The sequence below is a fragment of the Marinobacter koreensis genome (genome assembly GCF_023156285.1).
Classification (GTDB): Bacteria; Pseudomonadota; Gammaproteobacteria; order Pseudomonadales; family Oleiphilaceae; genus Marinobacter; species Marinobacter koreensis.
The window spans coordinates 257,009-280,639 of sequence record NZ_JAKZAJ010000005.1 but is presented as its reverse complement, the minus strand read 5'-3'; the positions used below and the strand labels follow the sequence as shown (position 1 = coordinate 280,639).

Sequence of the window (23,631 nt, the reverse complement as noted above, 5' to 3'; positions counted from 1 at the left end):
CCTTAAAGCCCTCCCAGCAAATCATCCTGGCGTGATTGAGGCTGATCCGATATCGGATCAGGTTGGCGCGGCACATCAATCTCAACATTTGCCTCTTCAGCCATTCGAAGGTACTCATCTAACATTGACTCAAGAAATGCAGCATCCACCACATAACGAATGATGGGCGTAATCTCATAACGATCCTCTGCACCTCGCGCGGCGGCGAGTATTTTTTTCTGAATAAGCTTCTGAACCGCCCCGTTGAGTTTCTTACGATCTGCTTTGGCATGATTGGTCAACGGTAAAAAAGGGGTCAGATAGGACTCCAGCCGTTCAAGATCTACAGCAATCTTCTGCTCACCGGCCGATTCCCGCTCCTGATAATGACGACGGAGCACTAAAAGCAAAAGTGTGTCATAGAGCGACAATGTGCGTTTTGAAATCAGTGAAACCGACTCGCCGTCGATCGGATTATCATCCTCATCGGTTTCAGTCTCATTCAGGCCGACAAACGCAACTCCAGCCTTCTCGTCCAGAACCAGCCGCAGATACACCTCAGCCAGGTGGCGACGAATCTGTGACTCATACCTGCACAGGGTCGCAAACACCCCGGGTTTCTGGGTTCCAATGACCGCACCCTGCCGCATCAGATAGACCAACACCCGCCTCGCTTCATGAGGCAACTCTGAAGAATTCGCGAAGTCATCTTCCAGCGCGTCAATAGCCTCTACTTCCTCAAAGGCATCGTTTTCCAGGTCCGGAGAATACTCAGAACGGGCAGGTGCGTCCCGTTGGCCGCGCACTTTGTCAAAAAAGCTCGTGCTCGCAGAATTATCGTTGTTATCAGTCATATCAGCTCCTACAGCAACAGCTCATTCAGGTTCGGGGGAAACAATTCTGCGCTCAGTACAAAGGTCGGCACAGTCGCGCGAAACCGTGCTCCGCTCTTGTCTGCAAGCTCAACCCGTTCCATATCTTCCAATTGCGCAGCTTTGACGGACTTTGCCACCCTCACGTAGGCGACGAGTTCCTCAAGTCCTGCGTTTACGGGGTGATGTCTCAAAAGACCCGCGATGGTCATAGGTCCGTTCGCGGCCAGAGCTCGAAAGGTTTTTTCAGCGACTTCCCGAACCCGCACCGTTTCAAGGCTGTCGAGGATGTGTTTGCTGGGTTCTCGTGCATTTTCCCGAGCTTTCACACCACGGGTATCGAGCTTCTCATCCGGGCTACGGAGGCGCATGGTTTCGGGAGAGGTTAGTTCAAGCGGTCCAACGGGCAGGGATAACGTGGTTTCCGTTCTCAAATTCGTGCCCCCATCCCGCAAGGCAACCGCAACCTTCTCCAGCCTCGACAGAAGCTGGTCAACCGCACGATTTTCACTGGCCGCACCGCTCTCGACGTATGCCCTCAGACTTTCTTCGGTTCTCCGGCGCACCTGGAAGACACGATCGCTCTCACGGCCCAATTCCCTCATCAGATGGGCGAGAAACTGCTGCTGGGACTGAGATAGCTGCTGTGCAATGGGTTGATTCAGAATACCGTTAAGCTGGTCGCGCAATTCGGTTTGCCGATTCTGGTCGCACAACAACTGGAAGAAACCTTCGAAAGCACTGCCCGCATCGGTCGAGGACAATAGCGCTTCCTTTTCCATAACCGAAAGCAACACCTCACCCCGGGTGGCCCCCCCTTCAATCAACTGGATCCGCAACGCTTTGTCCAACTGCCGGATTTCGTCTTCCACGCGGCGGAAATCACCGGTCAGTACCGAGGCAAGCTGATACACCTCGCGGATGCGTTCCCGTTGCTGCTGTTCACTGAGCTCCTTAACGATCCCCGCTCTGAGGTCGGTGATTTCCCGCTCAAGTTCTGCTTTCTTGTGTTCCAGCAGCGTGATGCGCTCGTCAACATTCGGGCTGATGGCGACGGCAAGATCCCGGACGGCTTCCTGCACAATTCTCAGATGGGACGCGGTGGTGCCTGCGGTTCGTTCATCAAGGGATCGGCAGAAGCGCAGGGCGGTTTCGCTGGCATCTGTCTTGGTAAGACTGTCGTCCAGCTCACGCAACCATCCCGAAGCAATCCACTGGTTCAGGTAAGTATTGGCTGCAGTCTCAGTTTGCCAGATACCGAGTTCGCGCAGACGATCAATTTCTGCATCGAGACGGATACGTGCACGCCCGAAGGGGACTTCACTTTCCTCCGCAAACAAATCCGAGATGAAGGCGAGAATGTATGGGGCATTATCCGCGCGCAGCAGCTTCCATGCTGCATTTTCACCATGAAGGCGGTTGTATTTTGCCTGCAATCCCTGAAAGCTCATTGGGCATTCCTTTTAACTAAACGGCCGTCACCTCAGCCACCGTCGTTGCCACTTTGTAGTCTACATCCCCCAACGCCTCGAAATGCGCTTCGCCACATAGAATCTTCAGATTCTCCTCCAGCCGGCGTTTGTCGCTGTCGTGGGTGGTTTTGGTCTCACGAATCAGATACACCTTTCGATCCTCTTCCATCACTACCGCCCAATCCGGATTGTAATCACCTACCGGGGTGGGGATGGTGAACCAGCGGGGTAACTTGCAGAAGAACTTGATGTTCTCCGCACCGTCGAGCGCCTGAGCTGTCATCCGTTCGATATGGGAATCGCACTCGATGTAATCATACGGCGTCTGCACCTGATCACCCTGGTTCCCATATTGGACCTGGTAGGAGCGGTCCAGATAGGCTTCCAGTTCCGGCTCATTGAACAACTCCATCTTGTAGTGGTCGCCAGCCAGCTTTTCATAGCGGATACCATCCACCAGCAATTCATCCAGCGCTTTATCGATTTGACGCGCTGCTTCCGTAATAAACCCTTGGGGATTGGCCTTGAATTCACTCAGGCGTTTGCAGTTCCGGATGATCGTCAGAAGCGTGCCCCGGGTCAGCTGCGTCCGCTCCTGTAAAGCGCCAATCAGGTCAGGCAGGACTTCGTGGGAGCTGACATAACGTTCTTTAGTAGTGGAGATCTGCCGGTCACTGCCAAAGCCGGCATCCGTCAGTTTGGCCTGGGTATGGTCAATGGTGAGCGTCACCGGCTTGATCACCGGCATACTCTGGAGCTTGTGGCTGGCCAGATCGATCAGTTGCTGGGTATCAAACCGGATGGAATACCGGGTTTTCTGGCTGATCTTGTCCCACAGCGCCTTGAAGTCCGGGTTCAGCTCCACCCGCTTGTTATAGGTAACCATTGTGCGCTTGCGGGCATCCTGCACCCGGCCTGCGAACATAAAGCTGCGCAGGCGGTCGATGATCTCGTTCTCCAGCGGTTGGTATTCCTGTGGCACCTGCAACTGGAAGTACATATCATCCGGCTGGAATCGGGCGGTGAGGTCGCCCTTGGCATCCAGATAGCCCTCTGCCTTCAAGGCCTGCCAAAGATGGCGGGATTTTTCCTGGCCCAGGGTTTCGGTGTCGTTGATTGCCAGCGGCGCAAACGCGATGGCCGGTACCCGGCCAAACTTGAAGCCACCGCCGATGTCCTTCTCCATTTCCGTTTGCAGGTTTTTGGCATAGTCCTCGAAGGATTCGCTGGCCACCACGGTCAGGCGGTTCACCTGTGGGTCGTAAACCCGGTTGCCATGGGCATCCACACAAAGGCGAAGCCCCCGACCCAGGGTCTGACGGCGCTCTTTCTCGCTGCCGAATTCCCGCAACGTGCAAATCTGGAACACATTGGGGTTGTCCCAGCCTTCTTTCAGGGCTGAATGGCTGAAGATAAAGCGCAGCGGTTCGGCGTCGTCCAGCAGCCGTTCCTTGTCTTTCATGATCAGTTCGTAGACTTCGGCATCGCTGGCGGTGGTGCCGCTGGTGTCCTTCAGGTCCACCACCTTGCCGCGCTTTTTGACCTCGGCGAAATAGCCATTATGGACCTGCGCCACGTTGCGTTTGGGCAAGTCGCCGAACAGCGGGCTTGCGGCGAGTTCTTCGTAGGCCTCTTCGAACCAGCGGGCAATTTTGCCATTCCGGGTGTGCCCGTGTTCGTCGTAATAGCGGTAGTTGGCCACCTTGTCGATAAAGAACAGCGACAGCACCTTCACGTCCAGCCCCTGCTTCTGCAGGTTCCGCTCTTTCTTGAAGTGCTCTTCCACCGTCTGGCGGATCTGCTCTTTGAGCACATCGTCGTGGATGCCGTCTTGCTCCTGCTCCGGCTCCAGAATCACGTTATTGGCGAAGCGCACGTATTCCGCACCGGGCTCCGCGTAAATCTCATCCACCACATAGCCCTGATAACCTGGGCGGTTGGTGTGGTCAGACAGGTCCGTGCCTTGCTTGAGCTTGACGGTCTTTTCCTTGGTGCCGTTGGGCGTGTCCTCAAAAAGCACCACCGAGGCCGAGGGCGTCTTGGCTTTGCCGCTGTAGCCAATCTGGCTCAGCTTCAGGTAGGTCTGGTTCACATTGCTCTGGGACTGGATAGACGCCACAGAGATCTGCTTCACCAGCTTCATGTCGTAAGCCTTCACCGGGCCAAGCTGGTACACCACGTTGTAGGGATTGCGGTGAGTGGCGGAATAGCGCAGGGCAAACAGCGGCTTCAGGTGGTTCACCGCCCGGCGGGCCTTGGCGGTGTTATCCACGGATTGCGGTTCGTCGATGATCAGCGCCGGCCGCACATCCTGGATAAACTCGATGGGTTTGACGCCCGACATCCGGTCCTGTTCCCGGTGAATCACCGAGAGCTTCTTGATCTGTTCCGGCGTCAGGCTGTCGTAGCTGTCCACATCCCCGGCATCCCGTTGAAATGCCTGGATATTGATCACCATAATCTGCAGGGTGTTGGCCGTGGCGAACTGGCGAACCTTGGACAGATCCTTGGCGCTGTAGACGTAGTGATCAAAAGGCGCGTTGTTATACAGGCTGCGGAAATGCTCCTTCATCATGGCCAGAGACGACAGCACGCCTTCCCGTATGGCCACCGACGGCACCACAATGATGAACTTGCGCAGCCCCAGCCGTTTGTGCAGCTCGAAAATGCTGCGCAGGTAAACGTAGGTTTTACCGGTACCGGTTTCCATCTCCACCGAGAAGTTGGGAAACGGATAGTCGTCTCCAGCCTCGAACAAATGCCGGGATTTCTCGATAAAATTCTGCTCCTGCACCCGGTGCAGGTTATCCAGCAGTTTGTCCGGGTCCAGTGCCAGGGTGTTGGCGATGCCCAGCTTGCGATAGGGTTCACCAGCGGTGGACAAGCCCTCGAACACAGACAGAGTGGATTCGATGGCGTCCTGCTGGTAGTCCAGGTTGGGGTTGAACTTCAGTTTCATGCCAACGCCCCTTACACCGTTTTGAAATCGATCTGGTCGATTTTTTCCTTGCCCTGGTTAAAGGCCTCGAAGGTTTTCACGGCATTGGTCTTGAGTTGGTCGTTGCCGTGGAAGGCTTTGTCCAGGCAGATAAACTGGCCGGGGGCATGATTTAGCACGGCATCGATAAGTGCTTGATCAATATCATCCCCCAGATGCACCAGAAGAATACCCTCAGCTACAGAAAATACGGTGTGGCCCGCGAGCTCAATTTGCTCCACTCTCTCAGTGGGCATCACGCCGGCCTTGATCAGCAGCTCATAGAGCAGGTCTTCCTGGCTGGCGTTGGGATCAATGTGGTCAACATTGAGCTCCATTTGCTGGAGGAGTTCTTCGTCGGAAATGTCTTTGGCCGGGGCTTGCCAGAGTTTGAAGTTGCTTTGGTTGAGTTTTAGGACTTTGAAGCCCCATTTGTATTCATTTTGCTCTCGGTATTCACCTGTAGCTTCAAGTCCAGAGTAAACTTTGCGTAACCTATCCTTGGATATATCCGAAATCGTAGCGTATCCAGCTTTAAGCGCGGCCTTTCCGGTTTTCTCCTTTTCAGAGTTCGGTTCAGGCAACTGAACTAAGATATACTTGAGATCTAAGCAATCCCTCATTGCAAGCTCAGCTACGGATTCCCCCGTTGTGCCAGATCCAGAGAAAAAGTCCAGAATTATGCCTTCATCACCGCACACATACTCAATGAGGCGCTTGATTTCAACATGGTCTTTGGGATTGTTGAATAGCTTTGCCCCCATTAGCCCTTTTAAGTATTTGACAGCCACTTGACTCTGTTTGTAGATACAGCTGCCTCGTACTTGTGTTGCCAGCCCATCATCATCGTCAGAATCTTCAGAGTTATCATCTAGCTCTTCCGCAATTGGCTTGAGGTGGGTTTTACGAAACGGGGGTTTCGTATGGTCTTCTCGAAACTCAACGAGCCCTGCTTCAATTTGCCGTTTCATTTCATCAGGATTAGCGAATCTCCAGCCAGCTTCTGGGACTACACAAGGCTTCTTAGTCACCGGATGGATAACATCGTACTCAGGCCCTCCACCACCCGGCCAGGATATATCCCTGTCCCGCCAGGGCCCGTTTTTGTCTATTCGCTTATACCGACTCCATTTTTTTGAAGGATGAGACTTAGGTAATTCGGCAAACCAAGCCTGCAAGTCGCTTTCGATAGCCGCATCATTTCCACCATGCTGCTCCCGCAATAACAAATATTGCTCCCAAATTTCCTTTGCTCCGGGCTTTTCTTCTCGCCAGATAATGTTTTGTTCTTTGAGAACGCTAGCGCTCTTTGCGTAAACGAGCATGTATTCATGACCTGTAGAGAACAATTTCGCGTCATTTTTTCTTCCCTTCTCCCAAACAAGACACGCTATTCGATTCTCCTCCCCAAAAATCTCATCACACATCCGCCGCAGGTTTTCCACCTCATTGTCGTCGATGGAAATAAAGATCACCCCATCCTCCCGCAGCAGGTTGCGGGCCAGATACAGGCGGGGGTACATCATGTTCAGCCACTTGGTGTGAAAGCGGCCTTCGTTGGCGGTGTTGGTGGAAAAGGTGCGGCCTTCGCTGTCTTTCAGGCCGGCGTATTGCAGGTAGGTGTCCAGGCTTTCGCTGAAGTTGTCCGGGTAGATGAATTCCTTGCCGGTGTTGTAGGGCGGGTCGATGTAGATCATCTTGACCTTGCCGTAGTAGCTCTTCTGCAGCAGCTTGAGCACTTCCAGGTTGTCGCCCTCGATAAACAGGTTTTCGGTGGTGTCGAACTCCACCGACTCCTCCCGGCAGGGTTTGAGGGTGGCGGTGGAGGGCTGCTGGATCAGCCGCAGGCAGTCCCGCTTGCCGGGCCAGTCCATGCCGTAACGTTCCCGGCGACTGTCGAAGAGGTCGGTGAACTCACCCAGTTCCGCTTTCAGGCGCTCCAGATCAATGGTCACCTTCAGCTCCCCCTGGTCGTTGCGGGTTTCGGTGAAGATGCCCGGGAACAGTTGCTCGAGCTCCTTGCGACGCTGCTCGGCAATGTCCAGGGACTTGCCGTTCATCTGGGTGTCGGTGGAAGGCGTATCTGGGTTGGTCATGGTACTGCGGTGTCCTTGATCATTGCGAAAATTGGCGTGCTTACGGTGGCAACGCTGGTATCAGTCTTTCGGCGGTTTGTTGGGATAATCCGCCAACTCCCAGAAGGAGCGCTTGCGCCAGTGCCGGGCTTGCAGGCTGCGGATAAAGGCCAGGGCATCCGCCAGCCCGAGGTAATCGTCAATCGCCTTGTCCAGCGCCAATAATTTATGGAAATAGCCGGCTCCGTGGCGATATGCACGGGTGTAACCGCGCTCCAGCAGGTCGCTCAGCAGCGCACGGTAGCACACGACTTGCGCCAGAGGCAGGTGCTCTTCAGCAAACATCCTTACCCAGTTCAGCAGGGTGCCGTAATGCACCGAGGCAAAATGATCCGGTTGTTCCAGCAAGGCAGCTTCCGCCCGTTCCAGGCTACCCACCAGCAACAACATGGCGACCCGCTCTTCGGAGTCCACGTCATCGCTTGAGAGGTTCTCGACCTGCTGCTGGAGTTGGAGTTTCTCCGAATCGCTGGCCATCAGCCACAGCGGCTCCAAGGTGTATCGATGAGGGCGCTGGGTGAAATCGTCCCAAAGCTCGCTTTTTAGCAGCTCGGTGTCGCCTTTGCGCTTGAGCCAAAGGTGGCGCAGGGCCCGATAACGGCTCTGGTCGCCTTGCCACTGGGGCTGCTCCAGCCAGTACCCTGCCCGGCCCAAATCGCCGATGGCCAGCGCAAACTCGACGATGCTGGCCAGTTGCAGGGTATTCGGCTGCGGGCTGGTGAGCAATGTTGCCTGCTCATACAAGGCCATGTCTTGCAAAGCTTCAGCCACGGATTTGATGCCGATACAGGCATGGGCCGCTTCGAAATTATAGCGGCCCGGTTCTTTGGGTGATGCCAACGCGGCCTTCGCATTCCCCTCAAAGTGAGCAGCCAATCCGCGAAGCTCCTGTTCGGTCAGTAACGGAGTGCTGTTGGTGATAATGTCATCGAGAACGCCGTAATCATTGTTATCAAAAAACGTCCGTACTTTTTGCGGCCAGTTTTCAGCATTCGGTTGTTGGTGGCGCAACTCGACCGCGATGGCCAGCCACTGCCTGGTGGCGTCCCTGAAAATACCACCCACGTAGCCGTCGGAATCGTCCACGCGCTGGAACGCTTCATCCGCCAGATCAAGAAAGGTCTCGGTCAGCTTCAGTGCAGCCTGCGGATCTTGCGGGCGTAACAAATTGTCGATGGCAGACAATATTGAAGACAGACGCTCGCTGAAATCATAGCTGCCCCGGTAGCCATAAAATTCGTCTTCGTCAGCAATCTGTTGCAACTGGGCTGACAGTGTTTCCGCCAGTGCGGTGGCCTCGCTGCCGGGCCCCTCACCGGCGGCCAGATACCGGTCAATGATGTCATCGACATGGGTCTCCACCCCGTATATGGCGCTGAGTAGCCGGATCAGGTCTGACTTTGACAGTCTGGCGGCTCGATCTCCCAGCGTCATGGGCGGTATGGCCCCTTCTTCGCTGCATAAATCGTAAGCTGAAGCTCCTCCCCGACCATCCTGTATTCCGGCCGTTTGCCAGAAAGCTTTTCGGATTCGTTGAGAATAACCGGCACGCCTTCTCCCCGCTTGTCCATCATCCGGGAGCGGTTAATGGTGGGGTGTTCATAGGGGCAGCGAGCCAGCAGGCTGGTGATGAGTTGGTTGCGGGAGGCCTGCCGAGCCATGAGTTCGTCCACTTCCATGGTGTTGACCAGAGCCCCCGGGGAACACAGCACCAGCCGGCCCGCAAACATGTGTAAGCGGATGTGGGCACCATAGATGTCGTAATCCCGGTGAGCGACCGCGTTGACCAGTGCTTCAAAGATCGCGGTCAGGCTGTACTGGGGGATGTCCTCCCGGCCCAGCAGCTTGCGAGCGGCCACCCGCTGGTTTTTCTCAACGAAGGCCAGGGCGCCGCTGATCTGCTGGTCCAGAGGCCCGGTGAGATCCATGGCGTCAACTTGTTGGTCCGCATCGCGGTCCTCGCCTGCGTAACAGACGGCCTGGATGTAAGCGTTGGGGAGCCAGTTGACCGGGCTTGGTGTGCCTAACAGAACGCCGGAAACACTCAGTTTTTCGTTACCCTCATCATCATCTACCAGCATACGGAGTTTGCGCAGCTGGGTTCGTTCCGGCTGGCTTTCCTCGCGCAGGAATTTGCGGTACAGGCTCGGGTCCAAGTCTTCGTAACGGGTACCGGGCACGGGGCGTTCGTCCAGCCAGATCAGCCGGGACTGGCTGCGTTGCATCATCAGCCGTGCCAGATATTCCTGTTTCATGGGATGTTTGGACTCGGCTACACGGTGGAAATAGCGGCCGTTGCTACTGTGAACGAACAGGCTTTTCTCGATATCCACGTGCAGTACGTTTTTCATGTCGCCGTGTTCGTCGGGCAGCTCAAGCAGTCGGGTGGCGATGGGCAACGGCGGTTCTACATTGTCGGTGGCGGCGTCCTTTACCCTTTGTTGTACCGCCTCGAGCATGTCAGCGGGGATACCGGTGATTTCCCGGGTTTTGTCATCGACACCCAAAATCAGATAGCCGCCTTTCTGGTTGGCGAAAGCGGCCATTTCGTCCGCCAGGTCTTTCTGGTCCGGGCCTTTGATCTTGGTGCCCCGGATTTCAACACGTTTGAACTCATAGCCGGAGTCTTCCCCCAGGCGAATCTGGTACAGCAGATCTTTAACCAGTTTTTCTCTGTCCATGATGTTCTCTGGCCTGTATTAGTGGGTGAGTGTCCAGCGGGCGGTAAACAGCTCTTTGATCTCGAACGTCAGTTCCAGCTTTTCGCTCACTTCATCCAACAGGCGGTCTTCCTCTTGCTCAATGGCTTTTTTGGAGTGATGGTATTCTGCCAAAGCGTCGTCCCGCTTGCGCTCCAGTTTGCGAAGTTCCTTCTTCGCCTGAATCTTTTCCGCCGTGGAAGCCAGTTGTCGCGCTTCTTTTTTATAGGCGCGGATCTGTTCGTCCAGCTCCTCAACAGTGGCCATAAGCGCTTTGCGGCGATCCTGCGCCCAACGTTCAAGCTTTTCGGATTCCTGTTCCAGGTACTGATCCAGTTCTGCTTCGGTTTCGGCTTCGGTTTCTTCTACCACCTGCGATTGCCAGCTTTTGAAGAGTTCCGCCGGAATGGCATCTGTCAGGGGTTCGCTGGTGGCCGGCACGCACATCATATGATCGGCATTCTCCAAAGTCAGTTTCTGGCCGTCATCCGTTTGGGCCAGCACCACCAGGCGGGTGTTCCGTGTTCTTCCCTTGTTGTAGGTGAACCGTATTTCAAACGCGATGAGAACGCCCGACTTACCGATGTATTCTTTGAGAGCAGCATACTGACCGTGAAGCTGATCATAATGGAACACTAAATGCGCGGGCTCCGGATCACGGGCCTTGGCCCTGCGCACCAGGTCCCAAGCCAGATAATGCTCGGTGGCCTGTAAACGGAAAAATTCGGAGTCATTCTGTTCTGCAAGAGGCCAACTCAAATCATATCGCTGGCCATCAAGGTAGAAATGATTGGCGTTGAACTTTGCCTCTGGCAGTTCGGCTCGAGCAAGATCCAGAAGGACCTGCTCGAATTCCTGCAGGAAATCGTTGCTTTGATCGCGGCGAGTCTTAAGGGCTGACACTACATCCCGGTCGAAATTGTTCAGCAATGCTTCCCGGGCCGCTGTCTCCCTTGCGGAAAGGGTCTCCTCGAGTGATGTCTGCAGTTGATCGAACTCGTACTCGATTTCCTGATCGGTTCGGCACTTCTGGTAGATTTCGTAAATACGACGCTCGATATCGATGCTACCTTCGATCGCACCGAGCACTTCATCCGAGGCACCAAACACGCCTTCAAACAGCTTCAGCTTCTCGTCCAGAAGCTGGAACACCCTGCGATCAGCCGGATTCTTGCGGTTTACAAAATTGACCACCACCACATCGTTCTTCTGCCCATAACGATGGACCCTACCGATGCGCTGCTCTACCTTCTGAGGGTTCCAGGGCAGGTCATAGTTGATCAGCACGGAGCAGAACTGCAGGTTGATACCTTCGCCTCCGGCCTCTGTGGAAATCAGAATGTCGGCTTTGTCACTGCGGAACCGGTCCACCAACGCGGCTTTCATATCGGCGGGTTTCGAACCGCTTATTCGAGCAGAACCCCTGTGCTCTTCCAGCCACGCCCGGTAGATGGCTTTGGAGCGAGCGTCGTTGTTGGAGCCATTCAGCAATACGGTTCGCCCAGCATAGCCACGACTTTCCAAAAGATCGTGAAGGTATTGCTGGGTTCTGCACGACTCGGTAAAAACCACCGCTTTACGTTGTCCGCCAAGGCGTTCCGTCATGGTGAGGGCTTTTTCCAGCACCGTTAGCAGAGCCAGCCCCTTGGCGTTGCTGGTGATGCTCTGGGCGAGGTCCCGAAACTCAGCAAGTTGGGCGATTTCCTGGCTCAGCTTGCTAGACGATGCAGGAGACTCGACGTTGCCACCCTCGCCATTACCGTCTTCGTTTTCGGACTCTGCCCAATCGTCAATTTCCTCAATATCAGAAAGACTCTCCTCATCAAGCCGCTGTTGTTGTTCAAGACGATCGATCATACCTTTAAGGGTATCGGCAACGGCAAAGGAAGAAGACGCCAGAATTTTACGTAAGCCCATACTCACCAAATGGCGAGCACGCGGGTTGATCGCCTCATTATCCGGGCGTTGGAGGTAATGAGAGAGCCTCCGGTACAGCTCCCATTCTTCAGGCAACGGCGTGAAGTCCTGGGTGATGGAGTAGCGGTTGGTAAAGTTGATACCGCCTTCTTCTTGCACCTGTCGCCGCAGAGTCCTGTGGCATAGAGGACGAATCCGGCGTTTCAGATCCTCCAGCGACTTCTGATCCCTTTGTCGGTTCACGTATAGAGCGCGAAAGGATTTTTCATCACCAAAGAAATGGGGATCAATAGCCTGGCTCAGGCCATACAGTTCCATCAGGTTGTTCTGAATCGGTGTCGCGGATAACAGCACGCGGCTGTCAGCGAGTTCCGTGGCCTCGACGAGCGCTTTTGCCCGTTTGCTGCTGTTGGTCTGATAGAGGTTCCGTAATTTGTGGGCTTCGTCGAAGACAACAAGATTCCAGCTAACCAATCGCACATAATCCCGCTGGCGAGCCGCGTACTCATACGAACAGATAACAATCTGTTCGTCCTGATCGAAGGGATTTGTCTGTCCCTCTTTTTTGAGGCTTGTGGCGACTTTGCCATCAATGATGATTGACGGCAGTTCAAACTTGTCTCTGAGTTCCTGGCTCCACTGCTTCCGTAATGAGGCTGGCACGACGAGGAGAATGTTTCGTTTGTTTTCTGCCCACTTCTGCGCCATCACCAAACTGGCTTCAATGGTCTTACCGAGACCCACTTCGTCAGCCAGGAGCACACCCTGCTCCAGAGGCGATTTCAGGGCAAAACAGGCAGCGTCGATTTGGTGCGGGTTCATATCCACACGGGCAGAAGCCATGGCCCGGGAGACCTGGTTCTCGATTTTGCCGGATTGGGTCAACCAGTGAGCAAAGTAGGTGCTTTGGTGAGGGGTGAACATCTCCGGTTTTCCTTATAAACAGAACGCCAATATAGTTCCCACCCTACTTACTCTCAAGGTTTATCACCCTGTAATCAATAAGCCGCAGATTCCCGAACAAAAACGGGAGCCCTCAGGCTCCCGTTTTCAGATCAAACCCGGGGTCAGATGAAATTTTCATCTGACCCCAACTTCAATCAGCTACCAGACAACGACTGATCCGACGGGTCAATCTCCATCTGCTGAATCGCAATCACCGCCTGGGTCCGATTGCGAACTCCAAGCTTTCGGAACACGGCTGTGATGTGCGCCTTGATGGTTGCTTCCGACACGTCCAGATCATAGGCGATCTGTTTGTTCAGAAGCCCCTCGGCCAGCATGCCGAGCACCCGGAACTGCTGCGGCGTCAGGGACGCCAGCCGTTCAGAGAAATCCGTCGCTTCGGATTGCATTCGCTCGATCTTCTCAGCCACCCCATCCGGCAGCCAGACATCCCCTTCCAGGACTGCCTGAATAGCCTCGGTAATGGTGGGCAGTGGCGCCGACTTGGGAATAAAGCCGGATGCGCCGTAGTCGATCGAGCGACGCATCACCTGCAATTCCTCGGAACCTGACACAACCACAACGGGCAGCCCGGGATATTGCCCGCGCATGAACACGAGCCCGGAGAAGCCGTGGGCACCCGGCATATTGAGATCCAGGAGAACCAGATCTGCATCCGGATGGGACTCCACCGCCGCTTGCAGTGATTTGATGCTGTCAACTTCGACCGTTTCAGCATCCGGCACCGCCTGACTGACCGCCTGCTTCAATGCTGCACGAAACAGCGGGTGATCATCAGCGACGATAATTGTTTGTGTCATTCAACAGATTCCTCACAGGTTACTGGCTGACCAGCCGGCGTTACTTGAACACCCGACTGCTGATCAGCTCATCGACAACTCCCGGATCAGCCAGAGTGGACGTATCTCCCAGCTGATCGTGCTCGTTGGCAGCAATCTTACGCAAAATCCGGCGCATAATCTTGCCAGAACGGGTCTTCGGCAGTCCAGGCGCCCACTGGATCACGTCCGGCGAGGCAATCGGGCCAATCTCCTTACGGACCCACTGAACCAACTCTTTCTTGAGCTCATCACTGGGCTCCTCGCCCTGTACCAGGGTGACATAGACATAGATGCCCTGCCCCTTGATATCGTGCGGATAACCCACAACCGCGGCTTCAGCCACCTTGTCGTGCGCGACCAGGGCACTCTCGACCTCGGCCGTACCCAGACGGTGGCCGGACACGTTCAGTACGTCGTCGACCCGGCCGGTAATCCAGTAATAGCCGTCCTCGTCCCGACGGGCCCCGTCGCCGGTAAAGTACATGCCCTTGTAAGTGCTGAAGTAGGTCTGCGCGAAACGCTCATGGTCGCCGTAGATGGTGCGCATCTGGCCAGGCCAGCTGTCCAGGATAACCAGGTTACCCTCGGTCTTGCCTTCCAGGATGTTGCCATCGTTATCCACCAGCGCCGGCTGGACACCGAAGAACGGCAGAGTGGCCGAACCCGGCTTCAAGTCCACCGCACCGGGCAACGGAGAAATCAGGATGCCACCGGTCTCGGTCTGCCACCAGGTGTCCACAATGGGACACTTGCTGTTGCCGATCACCCGGTGGTACCACTCCCATGCTTCCGGGTTGATGGGCTCACCCACGGAGCCAAGAACCCGCAGGCTCTCACGGGTAGTGCCGTCCATAACGTGGTCACCCTGAGCCATCAGGGCGCGGATGGCGGTCGGCGCAGTATACAGAATGTTCACGTTATGCTTATCGACAACCTGTCCCATGCGGGAGCTGTCCGGATAGTTGGGCACACCTTCGAACAGCAGCGTGACCGCACCATTGGCCAGCGGACCGTAAAGGATGTAGCTGTGGCCCGTTACCCAGCCGAAGTCGGCGGTACACCAGTAGACATCGCCATCATGATAATCAAACACGTACTGGTGGGTCATCGAGGTATAGACCATATACCCACCGGTGGTGTGAAGCACACCTTTGGGAGTACCGGTAGAGCCGGAGGTGTACAGCATGAACAGCGGATCTTCCGCGTTCATCGGCTCGGGTTCGCACTCGGCAGAGGCAGACTTCATCAGATCTTCGTAACGCTCGTCCCGGCCGTCGTTCCAGGGTACCTGGTCATTACCTGTGCGGGTAACCACCACAACCTTGTCGACGTTGGCGGAGTCTTCGTGCTTGAGCGCTGAATCCACGTTCTTCTTGAGGGGAATGGTGCGACCACCACGAACACCCTCATCCGCCGTAACCACATAACGTGATTTGCCGTTGACGATCCTCGCGGCCAGCGCTTCCGGAGAAAAGCCACCGAACACAACCGAATGGATCGCGCCGATCCGCGCACACGCCAGCATGGCAACGGCGGTCTCAACGATCATCGGCATGTAGATGGTGACGACATCACCCTTTTTGACACCCAATCCCTTCAGGACGTTGGCGAACTTACAGGTTTCTTCGTAGAGCTCGCGATAGGTGACAGTCCGGGATTCCGAGGGCTCGTCACCTTCGAAGATGATTGCGGTCTGGTCACCGCGATCCTTCAGGTGACGATCAAGACAGTTGGCTGAAGCGTTCAGCACACCATCTTCGAACCACTTGATGGAAAGATTGTTGTAGTCGTACGTCGTGTTCTTGACCTTGGTGAACGGCTTGATCCAGTCAATCCGCTTGCCGTGCTCACCCCAGAAGGTATCCGGGTCATCCACGGATTGCCGGTACATTTCCTCGTATTGTTCCCGAGTGACCAGTGCCCGTTTGGCGACGTCCGGTGCTACCGGATATACCTGCTTATGCGTCATTGTGCTCCCCTTTTCAGTTAGAGTCTGTTGTCATTGTCGGTATTTGGAAACAGAGCGATCGGGCCTCTCCGGCCCTGACGACGGATAGTGGTAGTTCAACACGTGTGTCACCACTCATTGAATTAGACTAACGTCCTAATGTGCCAGCACTTTTGACCGCAAACAGACGACAAACTGCAAGAAACAGACGTAAAAATCAGACAACTAACGCTTAAACAAGCATAGTTTGGACACGGGGATTCGCAAGGAGGAAGGGGCTGGCCACAAGGGCCAGCCCGGAAGGATTCAGGCGGCTTTTTTCTGCGCCCGACGACCACGGAGGCTATGGAGTTTTCGCTCCTTCAGAGCGTACCGGTTCAGACCCGCAAGGTGGATCTTGCGCAGGTAGGTAGACCAGTCAACCTGCCGGGCGTCCACCGGGAAAAGCATCTGATCCAGTTCACCCATGCGGGCAGAAAGAGCCATAAGCCCATCGTTCCGGAAAATGTAGTCCGGCGCCGTGTAAAAGCCGAAGATGGTTGCCAGTGACCGGGTGGTGTCGAGATTTCTGAGCATCTTCAGTTCCCGGCTGTGCCCGAGCATTTTAAGCACACGATCAGTGACACTCAGGGGAATCCGGACACCACTTACCAACGCATCAAAGAGCTTCCGGTTGACGGCCACGAACGGTTTGCTCGGCTGACGGTAGAACAGCTGATCATAGCTGGCGTAATTGGCTTTCGCCTCGGCCAGCAGATGATCAATGAACTCCCCGAGCGAGACAGGGTTGGAACTCCCGCTGCAGCATTGATAGATCCGGTGTGCCGGCGCCTCACGGAGCGCTTCAGAAACCGACAGAATGATCGAGTTGGCAACCAGATCGACAGGAATGACATCGATGATTCCCGAGCGCTTGCCCGGGAAGATGGTCACTTTCTCGCGCGCATAGGCGAGAATGATGGCATCCGCCACCTTTACGCCCTCGATCCAGCCGGGCGCCGGCTCCTCAAGGGCGCTTTCAATGATGGAAGGACGCAGAATCGTCAGTGCACGACCGCTCAAGGCCTCCATCAGAAGCTGCTCGCCCAACCACTTGGTGAACGTGTAGGTATCGCTCCACCCATAGCGGTTGGCCTCCCGAATACCGAGCTCTACCAGCTTTTTCTCCAGAACCTTGCCGGAGTATCGGGCCCGAACATCGGCAATCTTGTCCTGCAACAATCGGATCAGGTCCGAGGTTTCGTAAAAGCCTTCCGCATTCCGAGGTATCGATTCACCGGCCGGCTTGATGATCGATTCCGATACCTGGCCGGAGTTCATCCCGTTTACATAGCAGGTGGAGACCTGGACAACCGCCAACCGGTCATTCTGACGCGCCAGCTCAGCGATGTTATCGAGACACAGGGTGTTAATGGCCAGGGCCTTGTCCAGCTCTTCCCGGAAGTTGACACTCGCCGCTGAGTTAACGACAGCATCGAGCTGACCCGCCAGGGCGCCAAATGCCTTTTCGGTCAGACCGAATGCCGGCTCGGTCACTTCACCGGTGACACAATGCACTTTCTCCTCAACAAACGCTTCGAAACCCTCGAGGTCCTCCTCCCGCATACGCTCGAACACGGATGAGGTTACGATTTCGTTCATGAAACGCGTGCGGGCGTCCGGATGCCGCTTGTTCCCGCGTATCAGCAGATGAATACCGCCAATGTCCGGCACTGCGCGCATCAGCTTCTCAAGCACAACTTTGCCAAGGAAGCCGGTCGTCCCGGTCACCAGGACCTGTTTGCCGCGAAGTGTTTCAAGCACCTGAGAAGCTGGTGCGGCGGGGGTATCTTGCGATGTTGCCATGGGAGAACTCCTTCTCTGTCAGAACCGGGGGCATCCGGGTGTCACCAGAGACATTGCATATTGCGGGCCACGATGAACTTGGATGTGCTCAATACTTGCACAATTCTCGTGACAGAGTGGTGACACACTGCAAAATTACGATACAAAACTGCAAATACAGAAAATTAACCCTTCGACTCTCAGGAGCCGTTCCGATCCTTGAGGGAGAGCGAGCGCAGCAGCTGATCCAGGGAAATGTCAGCAGGCTGCTCTTTCAGGACTCTCACCAGACGGTCCTGCTCGCCAAAACTGACCCGATCGTAAACCGGCTCATCATTAGCCACGCTGTCTACCGGACGCAGGCTGCGATCGGCCCGCGGTACCACCTGCTCGGCAAGATGTCGCAAATGCTCAGCCAGCTGAAGACGCCGCTCAGGCTCAAGTGTTTCCCAGGGCATCGCCGCCAGACCGGTCTGGATGATTTCGATGGCATCGGCGTCGAGCGTGCGCCCCAGCAGTGCAAACAGGCGGTTGAATGCGTCATAACGAAGCATCGGATCGCCGGCTGATTCGTTCAACGCCGATTCGAGTTCAGTAATCGCCTTTTGACACCGATCGCGGGCAGGCACCGGCGCCGCCGAAGGGGCCTCAGCCGCTTTTTCACCCGTTTTCCCGGCGCTCTGGCGCCGACTGACCGAATGCCAGTAGGCGGCCAGGCCGGCCTTTCTGGGCGGCAACTGGGCCAGCCTCACATCGAGCATGTCCACGAGGGTATGGAATTGTCGGCACGAGGGATCGGAGGCCGGAAGCAATGCAACCGGATGCTGGTTGAGTACGGACTGCCTGAGCGTTTCATCGCGCCAGACCGCTCCGAGATAATGAAGCCCGTCCCCGAGGTGTCTCTGGGCCGCAGAATCCAGACGCTGGAATACCGATCGGGCCTGGCTTGCCCCCTGGGCCATATTCACCAGGATGCTTGGTCGCCGCCGGTAGCCGCGCCTCTTGAGCACCTTGATCAGAGAAAACGCATCGGTGAGTGACGCCGGATCCGGCGTCACCACCACGCAGGCCAGTTCTGCGGCCGCAATCATATGTAACGACGCTGCCTGCAACCCTGCCGGAGTGTCTGTTATGACATAATCGTAACGCTTTTCGAGCTGCCCCAGCCCACGAAGCAGACGCATGCTGTCCTGGGGGGTCATATCCAGGCACTCCTGGACCCCGGACGCGCCCGGCACAATATGCAGACCGTGATCCGCTTCCAGCAGGGTGTCTTCCAGGCGACATTCACCGGTGATCACATTCGCGAGCGTTTGCCTCGGGTACAGGCCGATCATGATACTGACGTTGGCCAGATCGGTGTCGCCATCCAGTAACAAAACACGTTTACCCTGACGCGCCAGTGTCAGCGCAAGATTCAAAGCCACCGATGTTTTGCCGACTCCGCCTTTGCCACCGGTGATCACGATGGTGCGGGTCTGGTGCGAATTGTGCTTACCGAGTGTCATCTGAGCAGGTCACATCCCTGGATAAACGAAGCATATAAGCTTAACCTGTAAAAATTCTACACATATCACAGAACAGATAATACACTGCTTAAAAAAGCATCAATAACCGTTTAATAATCTGCGATTATTGTCTAAGCTCCATTGGACTATAAGAATGAACAAAGCGTCAGGATTCGACGTTCAGGGTTTGGCGGGTCTATGAATATAGCAACCGATCTACAGCTACCGAGTCTCCCGGAGGTTACCCTGCGGGCGCTTGAGGCCTGCCATGACGACGCCAATTATCGAACCATCAGCGATATTGTTTCTTCAGATACGGCACTCGTTGCCCGCATCCTTGCACTCGCAAACTCCGCGCTTTACGGGCCCGCCACTCACATTCGCTCCGTTGACCAGGCGCTGCTCCGATTGGGAACCCGCCGCTTCCACACACTGGTCCTGACCGCAGCCCTGCGGCAACTGCTCTTCGAGCTCGGTGCCGATGAGTGGCAACAGCTTCGGGATTTCTGGCGCCACTCCCTGACAACGGCACTTACGGCACGGGCCCTCGCGACACTCACCAGCTACCCAGACCCTGATGAAGCCTTTCTGCTGGGAATGATCCACAACATCGGCGAGCTGATTGCCATCAAAACGCCCACTGCTGAAGCCAAGCAGCATTATTTTACCCACCAGGCGGACATCGCTGCCGATCTTGCGACCGCCTGGGGGCTGGGCCCAATGGCCGCCGACGCCATGCGCTATCAGCAGGCGCTACCCTCGGAACTGCGTGACGCCGGCCACCTTGTAAAGATTATCAGTCTCTCGACCCGGCTGGCGCTCTCCGATGCCAGCGGGGTATCCGCCGCCAGTACCATTCTGGGACTGAACGAAGAACTGACCCGCGAAATCAGCCGGCGCATTGGTCACGAAGTCTCCGGAGTTGCAGCTTCGCTCGGCATTCCCACGGATGCAAGTTACAACGGTGACAGTGCAACGCTCAAGCTTAAACAGACCATTTTGCGCGAAGCAATCGCCAGCCAGGCCCTCAGTATGGCCGATCTCAGCGCCGAGCCAGACGACGTGCTCGCCGAAACGGTCAACAGCCTGACTCTGGTAACAGGCTGCCCGGCACTCTGTTTTGGTCATTCGGAAGAGCTGCTGGTGCTGTTATCCGGTACCATCGGCGAACTGCCTGAACTGGCCATCTCCGCCAAGCCCGGCGGCAGCGTTCTGACCGAGGCGTTTCATCTGGGCGAGCCTGTCAGTCTGGAGGGGCGTACGCCTACGGTGCTGGACCGCCAGCTCATGTCCCTTCTGCACGCGCCTTCGTTGCTGGCCATCCCCGTCAACGCCGGCAAAGAGTGTCCGGGCATTTTCGCACTTGGCACTGACGAATCGCATCAGGCGACCACTTTGGAGCTTGCCCGGCTGTTTACCCGACAGGTCGGCCAGACGCTGGAGAGCCGACTCTCCCTGACCGGTCCAACGCTGGAGGAGACCCTGCGGGATCAGATTCATCGCGACCAACTTCGTAAACAGGTACACGAGGTCAGCAATCCGCTGACCATCATTCGCCAGTACATACACCAGCTTCGCAACCGCCTCGCCGACTCGGACGTTCAGCAGGAGCTGGATATCATTCGGGAAGAGCTGGATCGCGCCGGTGATCTGTTGGTTCAGATGAGCCAGTCCGGATCCCTTCAAGACTCGGCCGAACCCGTCTCACTGAACAGTGAAATCGAGAGTCTGGACCGGATTCTGGGTGATACGCTGTTCAGCTTGGAGGATCGACAACTGGAGCTACGGCTGGCCAGAAACGCGACACAGATTGCCGGGCATGCTTCGGCGGTGAGGCAGGTCGTCATCAATCTGGTCCGCAACGCCGTGGAAGCCTTGCCGGAATCAGGGGGCAAGGTGACAATCGGCACCTCGGCCCCGGTATGGCAGAATCATCGTACCTGGGTAGAGCTGGAAATTTCGGATACCGGTCCCGGCATCCCGGAAGCAGTGGGGAAACAACTGTTTTCACCGGTAAAAACCACAAAGGGAGAGGGCCACAGCGGTTTGGGCCTGAGCATTGTGAAGCAACTCGTTGATGACATGGAGGGCATCATCGCTTGTCGGACAGGGGCGGATGGCACGACGTTCCGAATACTGTTCCCGGCCGCGAGTGACAATAAGAACGAAGAAGGCTGACGACGAAACAATGGACGCAGACCGATGACACCTGAACATACTGGTCTTACAAGCAGTCACGGATTTCCGGCAAGGTTACTCGTTGTCGATGACGAACCTCGCCTGCTCAACAGCCTGGCCACCCTGCTCCGTGGCGAGGGCTACGAAGTGACCGAAGCGGCCGGCGGGCGGCACGCCTGCTCAATCATCGATCAGATGTCTTTTGATCTCGCCCTGCTGGACCTTCGAATGCCGGAAGTGGACGGCTTCGACGTGATGGCCTACCTCAGCGACAAACAGCCGGATTGCGGTACCATCGTTGTCAGTGGCGAAAGTTCCTTTGCCGCCGTCAGCCGGGCATTGCGGCGAGGGGCACTGGACTATATCCGGAAGCCCTTTGATCCGGATGAACTCCTGACGACCGTCAGCAGTGTGATTGGCAAACAGTCACTGCTGAAGGCCCACGAACACGTACAGATGCGCCTCGAAAAGTCCGAGGCCCTGCACCGATATATCGTCAACAGCTCTCCGGACATTGTCTTCATGCTCGACGAGGATGGCCACTTCTGTTTCGTCAACAGCAAAGTGGAGGCCCTTCTTGGCTACCAGCCCTCGGAACTGTGCGGGCATCATTTCCGGCACATACTGGACGATCGGGACGTAGCAAGGGGTACCTATGCCCTGAAAGGCCCGAATATTACGGCAGACAACCCGCGAACACTGGAAGTCCGCCTGAAAACCCGTGGCAGCCGTCGAGCGACCCGGCACTTTGAAATCACCGCGTTCCCAATCGATCCCCAGACCTGGCCTCAAAGCCAGGACACCCGGGGACGAACGAATGGCAAGGCTGCGCGCTATTACGGTACTGCCAGAGACGTAACCGAGCGGAAAGAAGCGGAAGCCTTTATCAACTTCCAGGCCTACCACGACCTGCTGACGAGGCTCCCAAACCGGGCCCTGTTCAAGGACCGGCTGGAACTGGCGATCACCCATGCTCGCCGAAACCACCAGAAACTCGCCGTCATGTTTCTGGACCTTGACCGCTTCAAGGTCATCAACGACACCCTCGGCCATGCGATGGGCGATCGCCTGCTGCAGGCGGTCACCCAGCGTCTCGAAAAATGCATACGCAAAGGCGATACCCTTTCCCGGTTTGGTGGGGATGAATTCACGCTGTTGCTGCCCTCGATCCACAGCCACGATGACGCCCGGCAGATATCCAAGAAGCTGATCAAGGCTCTGCGCGCGCCGTTCCAACTGGGTGAACACGAAGTCTTCGTGGGTGTCAGCATTGGCATTGCCATTTACCCGGAAGCGGGTGAAAGCATGGATCAGCTGATCCAGAATGCCGACATCGCGATGTACCATGTCAAGGCACGTGGCAAGGACGGTTACCGTTTCTTCTCCGAAAGCATGAGCATTGACAGCGTTCACAGGCTCAACCTCGAGCGGGATCTGCGACTGGCCCTGGAACGCAATGAACTGAAGGTGTTCTACCAGCCCCAGGTCTGCTCGACCACCAACCGGGTTGTCGGACTCGAAGCGCTGGTACGCTGGCAGCACCCGGAGCGCGGTCTTCTCTATCCACGGGATTTCCTGCCTCTGGCAGAAGAAACCCGGCTGATCAGCCAGGTCAGTGAGCATGTCATGGATCAGGCCTGCAAGGATGTCGGCCAATGGATACGCGATGGCAATCCGGATCTGCGGCTGGCCGTCAACCTTTCCCCGGTCCAGGTGGAGCATCCCCGCTTCGTGGAAACCCTGATGCAACGGGTCACGGCACACGGCTTCCCGGCGAAGAACCTCGAAATCGAGATCACGGAAAACGTGATCATGAACGACCTGGAGCAGATCAGCCAGAAGCTGCGTGAACTTGCCACCCTCGGTGTACGCATCGCCATTGACGATTTCGGCACTGGATATTCCTCCCTGAACTACCTGCACCGGCTGCCTATCCACACCCTCAAGGTGGACCAGTCCTTCGTCAAGGCCATCCGAGGCGGAGAGGACGGCGCCTGTATCGTTAACGCCATTGTGGCGATGGCCCACGGACTGAAGCTGGAGATCGTGGCTGAGGGCGTGGAAACCGACGAGCAGCTGGAATACCTGCGAAGCCTCGGCTGCCACCAGGTGCAGGGCTTTTTCTACGGACCCGCACGGCCGGCCAACGAAATCAGTCAGACACTCTGCAATCCAAACGCAGAAGCCGTGTCCTTCTGATACTCCATTTTCGATTGTCTGACAGTCAGAATTAAAAGCATGACCCGGTTTGCAAAGTGTAGCGTTACGTTACGCTGTGTATCCGGAAATGCGCAGTACTGCACATAATTCCCCCCACCTGTCTCTTAATCTCCTA

Annotated in this window: 13 protein-coding genes; 2 read left to right on the top strand and 11 right to left on the bottom strand. The window is 56.0% G+C overall.

Annotated features, from left to right (window positions below; genetic code table 11):
- Window positions 1-2: 2 nt before the first annotated feature.
- The 11 genes from MLD04_RS15070 to MLD04_RS15020 form a co-directional block, all read right to left on the bottom strand.
- On the bottom strand, window positions 3-833 hold the full coding sequence (locus tag MLD04_RS15070) for a DUF4194 domain-containing protein (protein ID WP_248160192.1): 831 nt from the start codon (window positions 831-833) through the stop codon (window positions 3-5).
- A gap of 8 nt (window positions 834-841) precedes the next feature.
- Window positions 842-2,302, bottom strand: a complete 1,461-nt coding sequence (locus tag MLD04_RS15065) for a DUF3375 domain-containing protein (protein ID WP_248160190.1) — start codon at window positions 2,300-2,302, stop codon at window positions 842-844.
- Window positions 2,303-2,318: 16 nt separating this feature from the next.
- Window positions 2,319-5,282: a restriction endonuclease gene (locus tag MLD04_RS15060; protein WP_248160189.1), complete on the bottom strand. Its 2,964-nt coding sequence runs from the start codon at window positions 5,280-5,282 to the stop codon at window positions 2,319-2,321.
- An 11-nt stretch (window positions 5,283-5,293) separates the two neighbouring features.
- Window positions 5,294-7,396, bottom strand: coding sequence for a site-specific DNA-methyltransferase (locus MLD04_RS15055; RefSeq protein ID WP_248160187.1), 2,103 nt, complete (start codon window positions 7,394-7,396; stop codon window positions 5,294-5,296).
- Between the two features lie 60 nt (window positions 7,397-7,456).
- On the bottom strand, window positions 7,457-8,869 hold the full coding sequence (locus MLD04_RS15050) for a DUF6880 family protein (protein ID WP_248160185.1): 1,413 nt from the start codon (window positions 8,867-8,869) through the stop codon (window positions 7,457-7,459).
- Window positions 8,866-10,116, bottom strand: a complete 1,251-nt coding sequence (locus MLD04_RS15045) for an ATP-binding protein (RefSeq protein WP_248160183.1) — start codon at window positions 10,114-10,116, stop codon at window positions 8,866-8,868. The genes MLD04_RS15050 and MLD04_RS15045 overlap by 4 nt, the downstream gene beginning before the upstream one ends.
- An 18-nt stretch (window positions 10,117-10,134) precedes the next feature.
- The gene (locus MLD04_RS15040; protein WP_248160182.1) at window positions 10,135-12,975 is read right to left on the bottom strand and encodes an SNF2-related protein; all 2,841 of its coding nucleotides are present in this window, start codon (window positions 12,973-12,975) and stop codon (window positions 10,135-10,137) included.
- A gap of 176 nt (window positions 12,976-13,151) precedes the next feature.
- On the bottom strand, window positions 13,152-13,817 hold the full coding sequence (locus MLD04_RS15035) for a response regulator transcription factor (RefSeq protein ID WP_008937456.1): 666 nt from the start codon (window positions 13,815-13,817) through the stop codon (window positions 13,152-13,154).
- A gap of 40 nt (window positions 13,818-13,857) precedes the next feature.
- Complete coding sequence (acs, locus tag MLD04_RS15030; protein WP_248160180.1) at window positions 13,858-15,807, bottom strand: acetate--CoA ligase; 1,950 nt, start codon at window positions 15,805-15,807, stop codon at window positions 13,858-13,860.
- A 285-nt stretch (window positions 15,808-16,092) separates the two neighbouring features.
- Window positions 16,093-17,631: a fatty acyl-CoA reductase gene (locus MLD04_RS15025; protein WP_248160178.1), complete on the bottom strand. Its 1,539-nt coding sequence runs from the start codon at window positions 17,629-17,631 to the stop codon at window positions 16,093-16,095.
- Between the two features lie 179 nt (window positions 17,632-17,810).
- The gene (locus MLD04_RS15020; protein WP_008937453.1) at window positions 17,811-19,118 is read right to left on the bottom strand and encodes an AAA family ATPase; all 1,308 of its coding nucleotides are present in this window, start codon (window positions 19,116-19,118) and stop codon (window positions 17,811-17,813) included.
- Between the two features lie 198 nt (window positions 19,119-19,316).
- Here MLD04_RS15020 and MLD04_RS15015 point away from each other — a divergent pair, with 198 nt between their 5' ends.
- Window positions 19,317-21,296: an HDOD domain-containing protein gene (locus tag MLD04_RS15015; protein WP_248160171.1), complete on the top strand. Its 1,980-nt coding sequence runs from the start codon at window positions 19,317-19,319 to the stop codon at window positions 21,294-21,296.
- A 24-nt stretch (window positions 21,297-21,320) separates the two neighbouring features.
- Window positions 21,321-23,495, top strand: coding sequence for an EAL domain-containing response regulator (locus tag MLD04_RS15010; RefSeq protein WP_248160163.1), 2,175 nt, complete (start codon window positions 21,321-21,323; stop codon window positions 23,493-23,495).
- The last annotated feature ends 136 nt before the right edge of the window (window positions 23,496-23,631 follow it).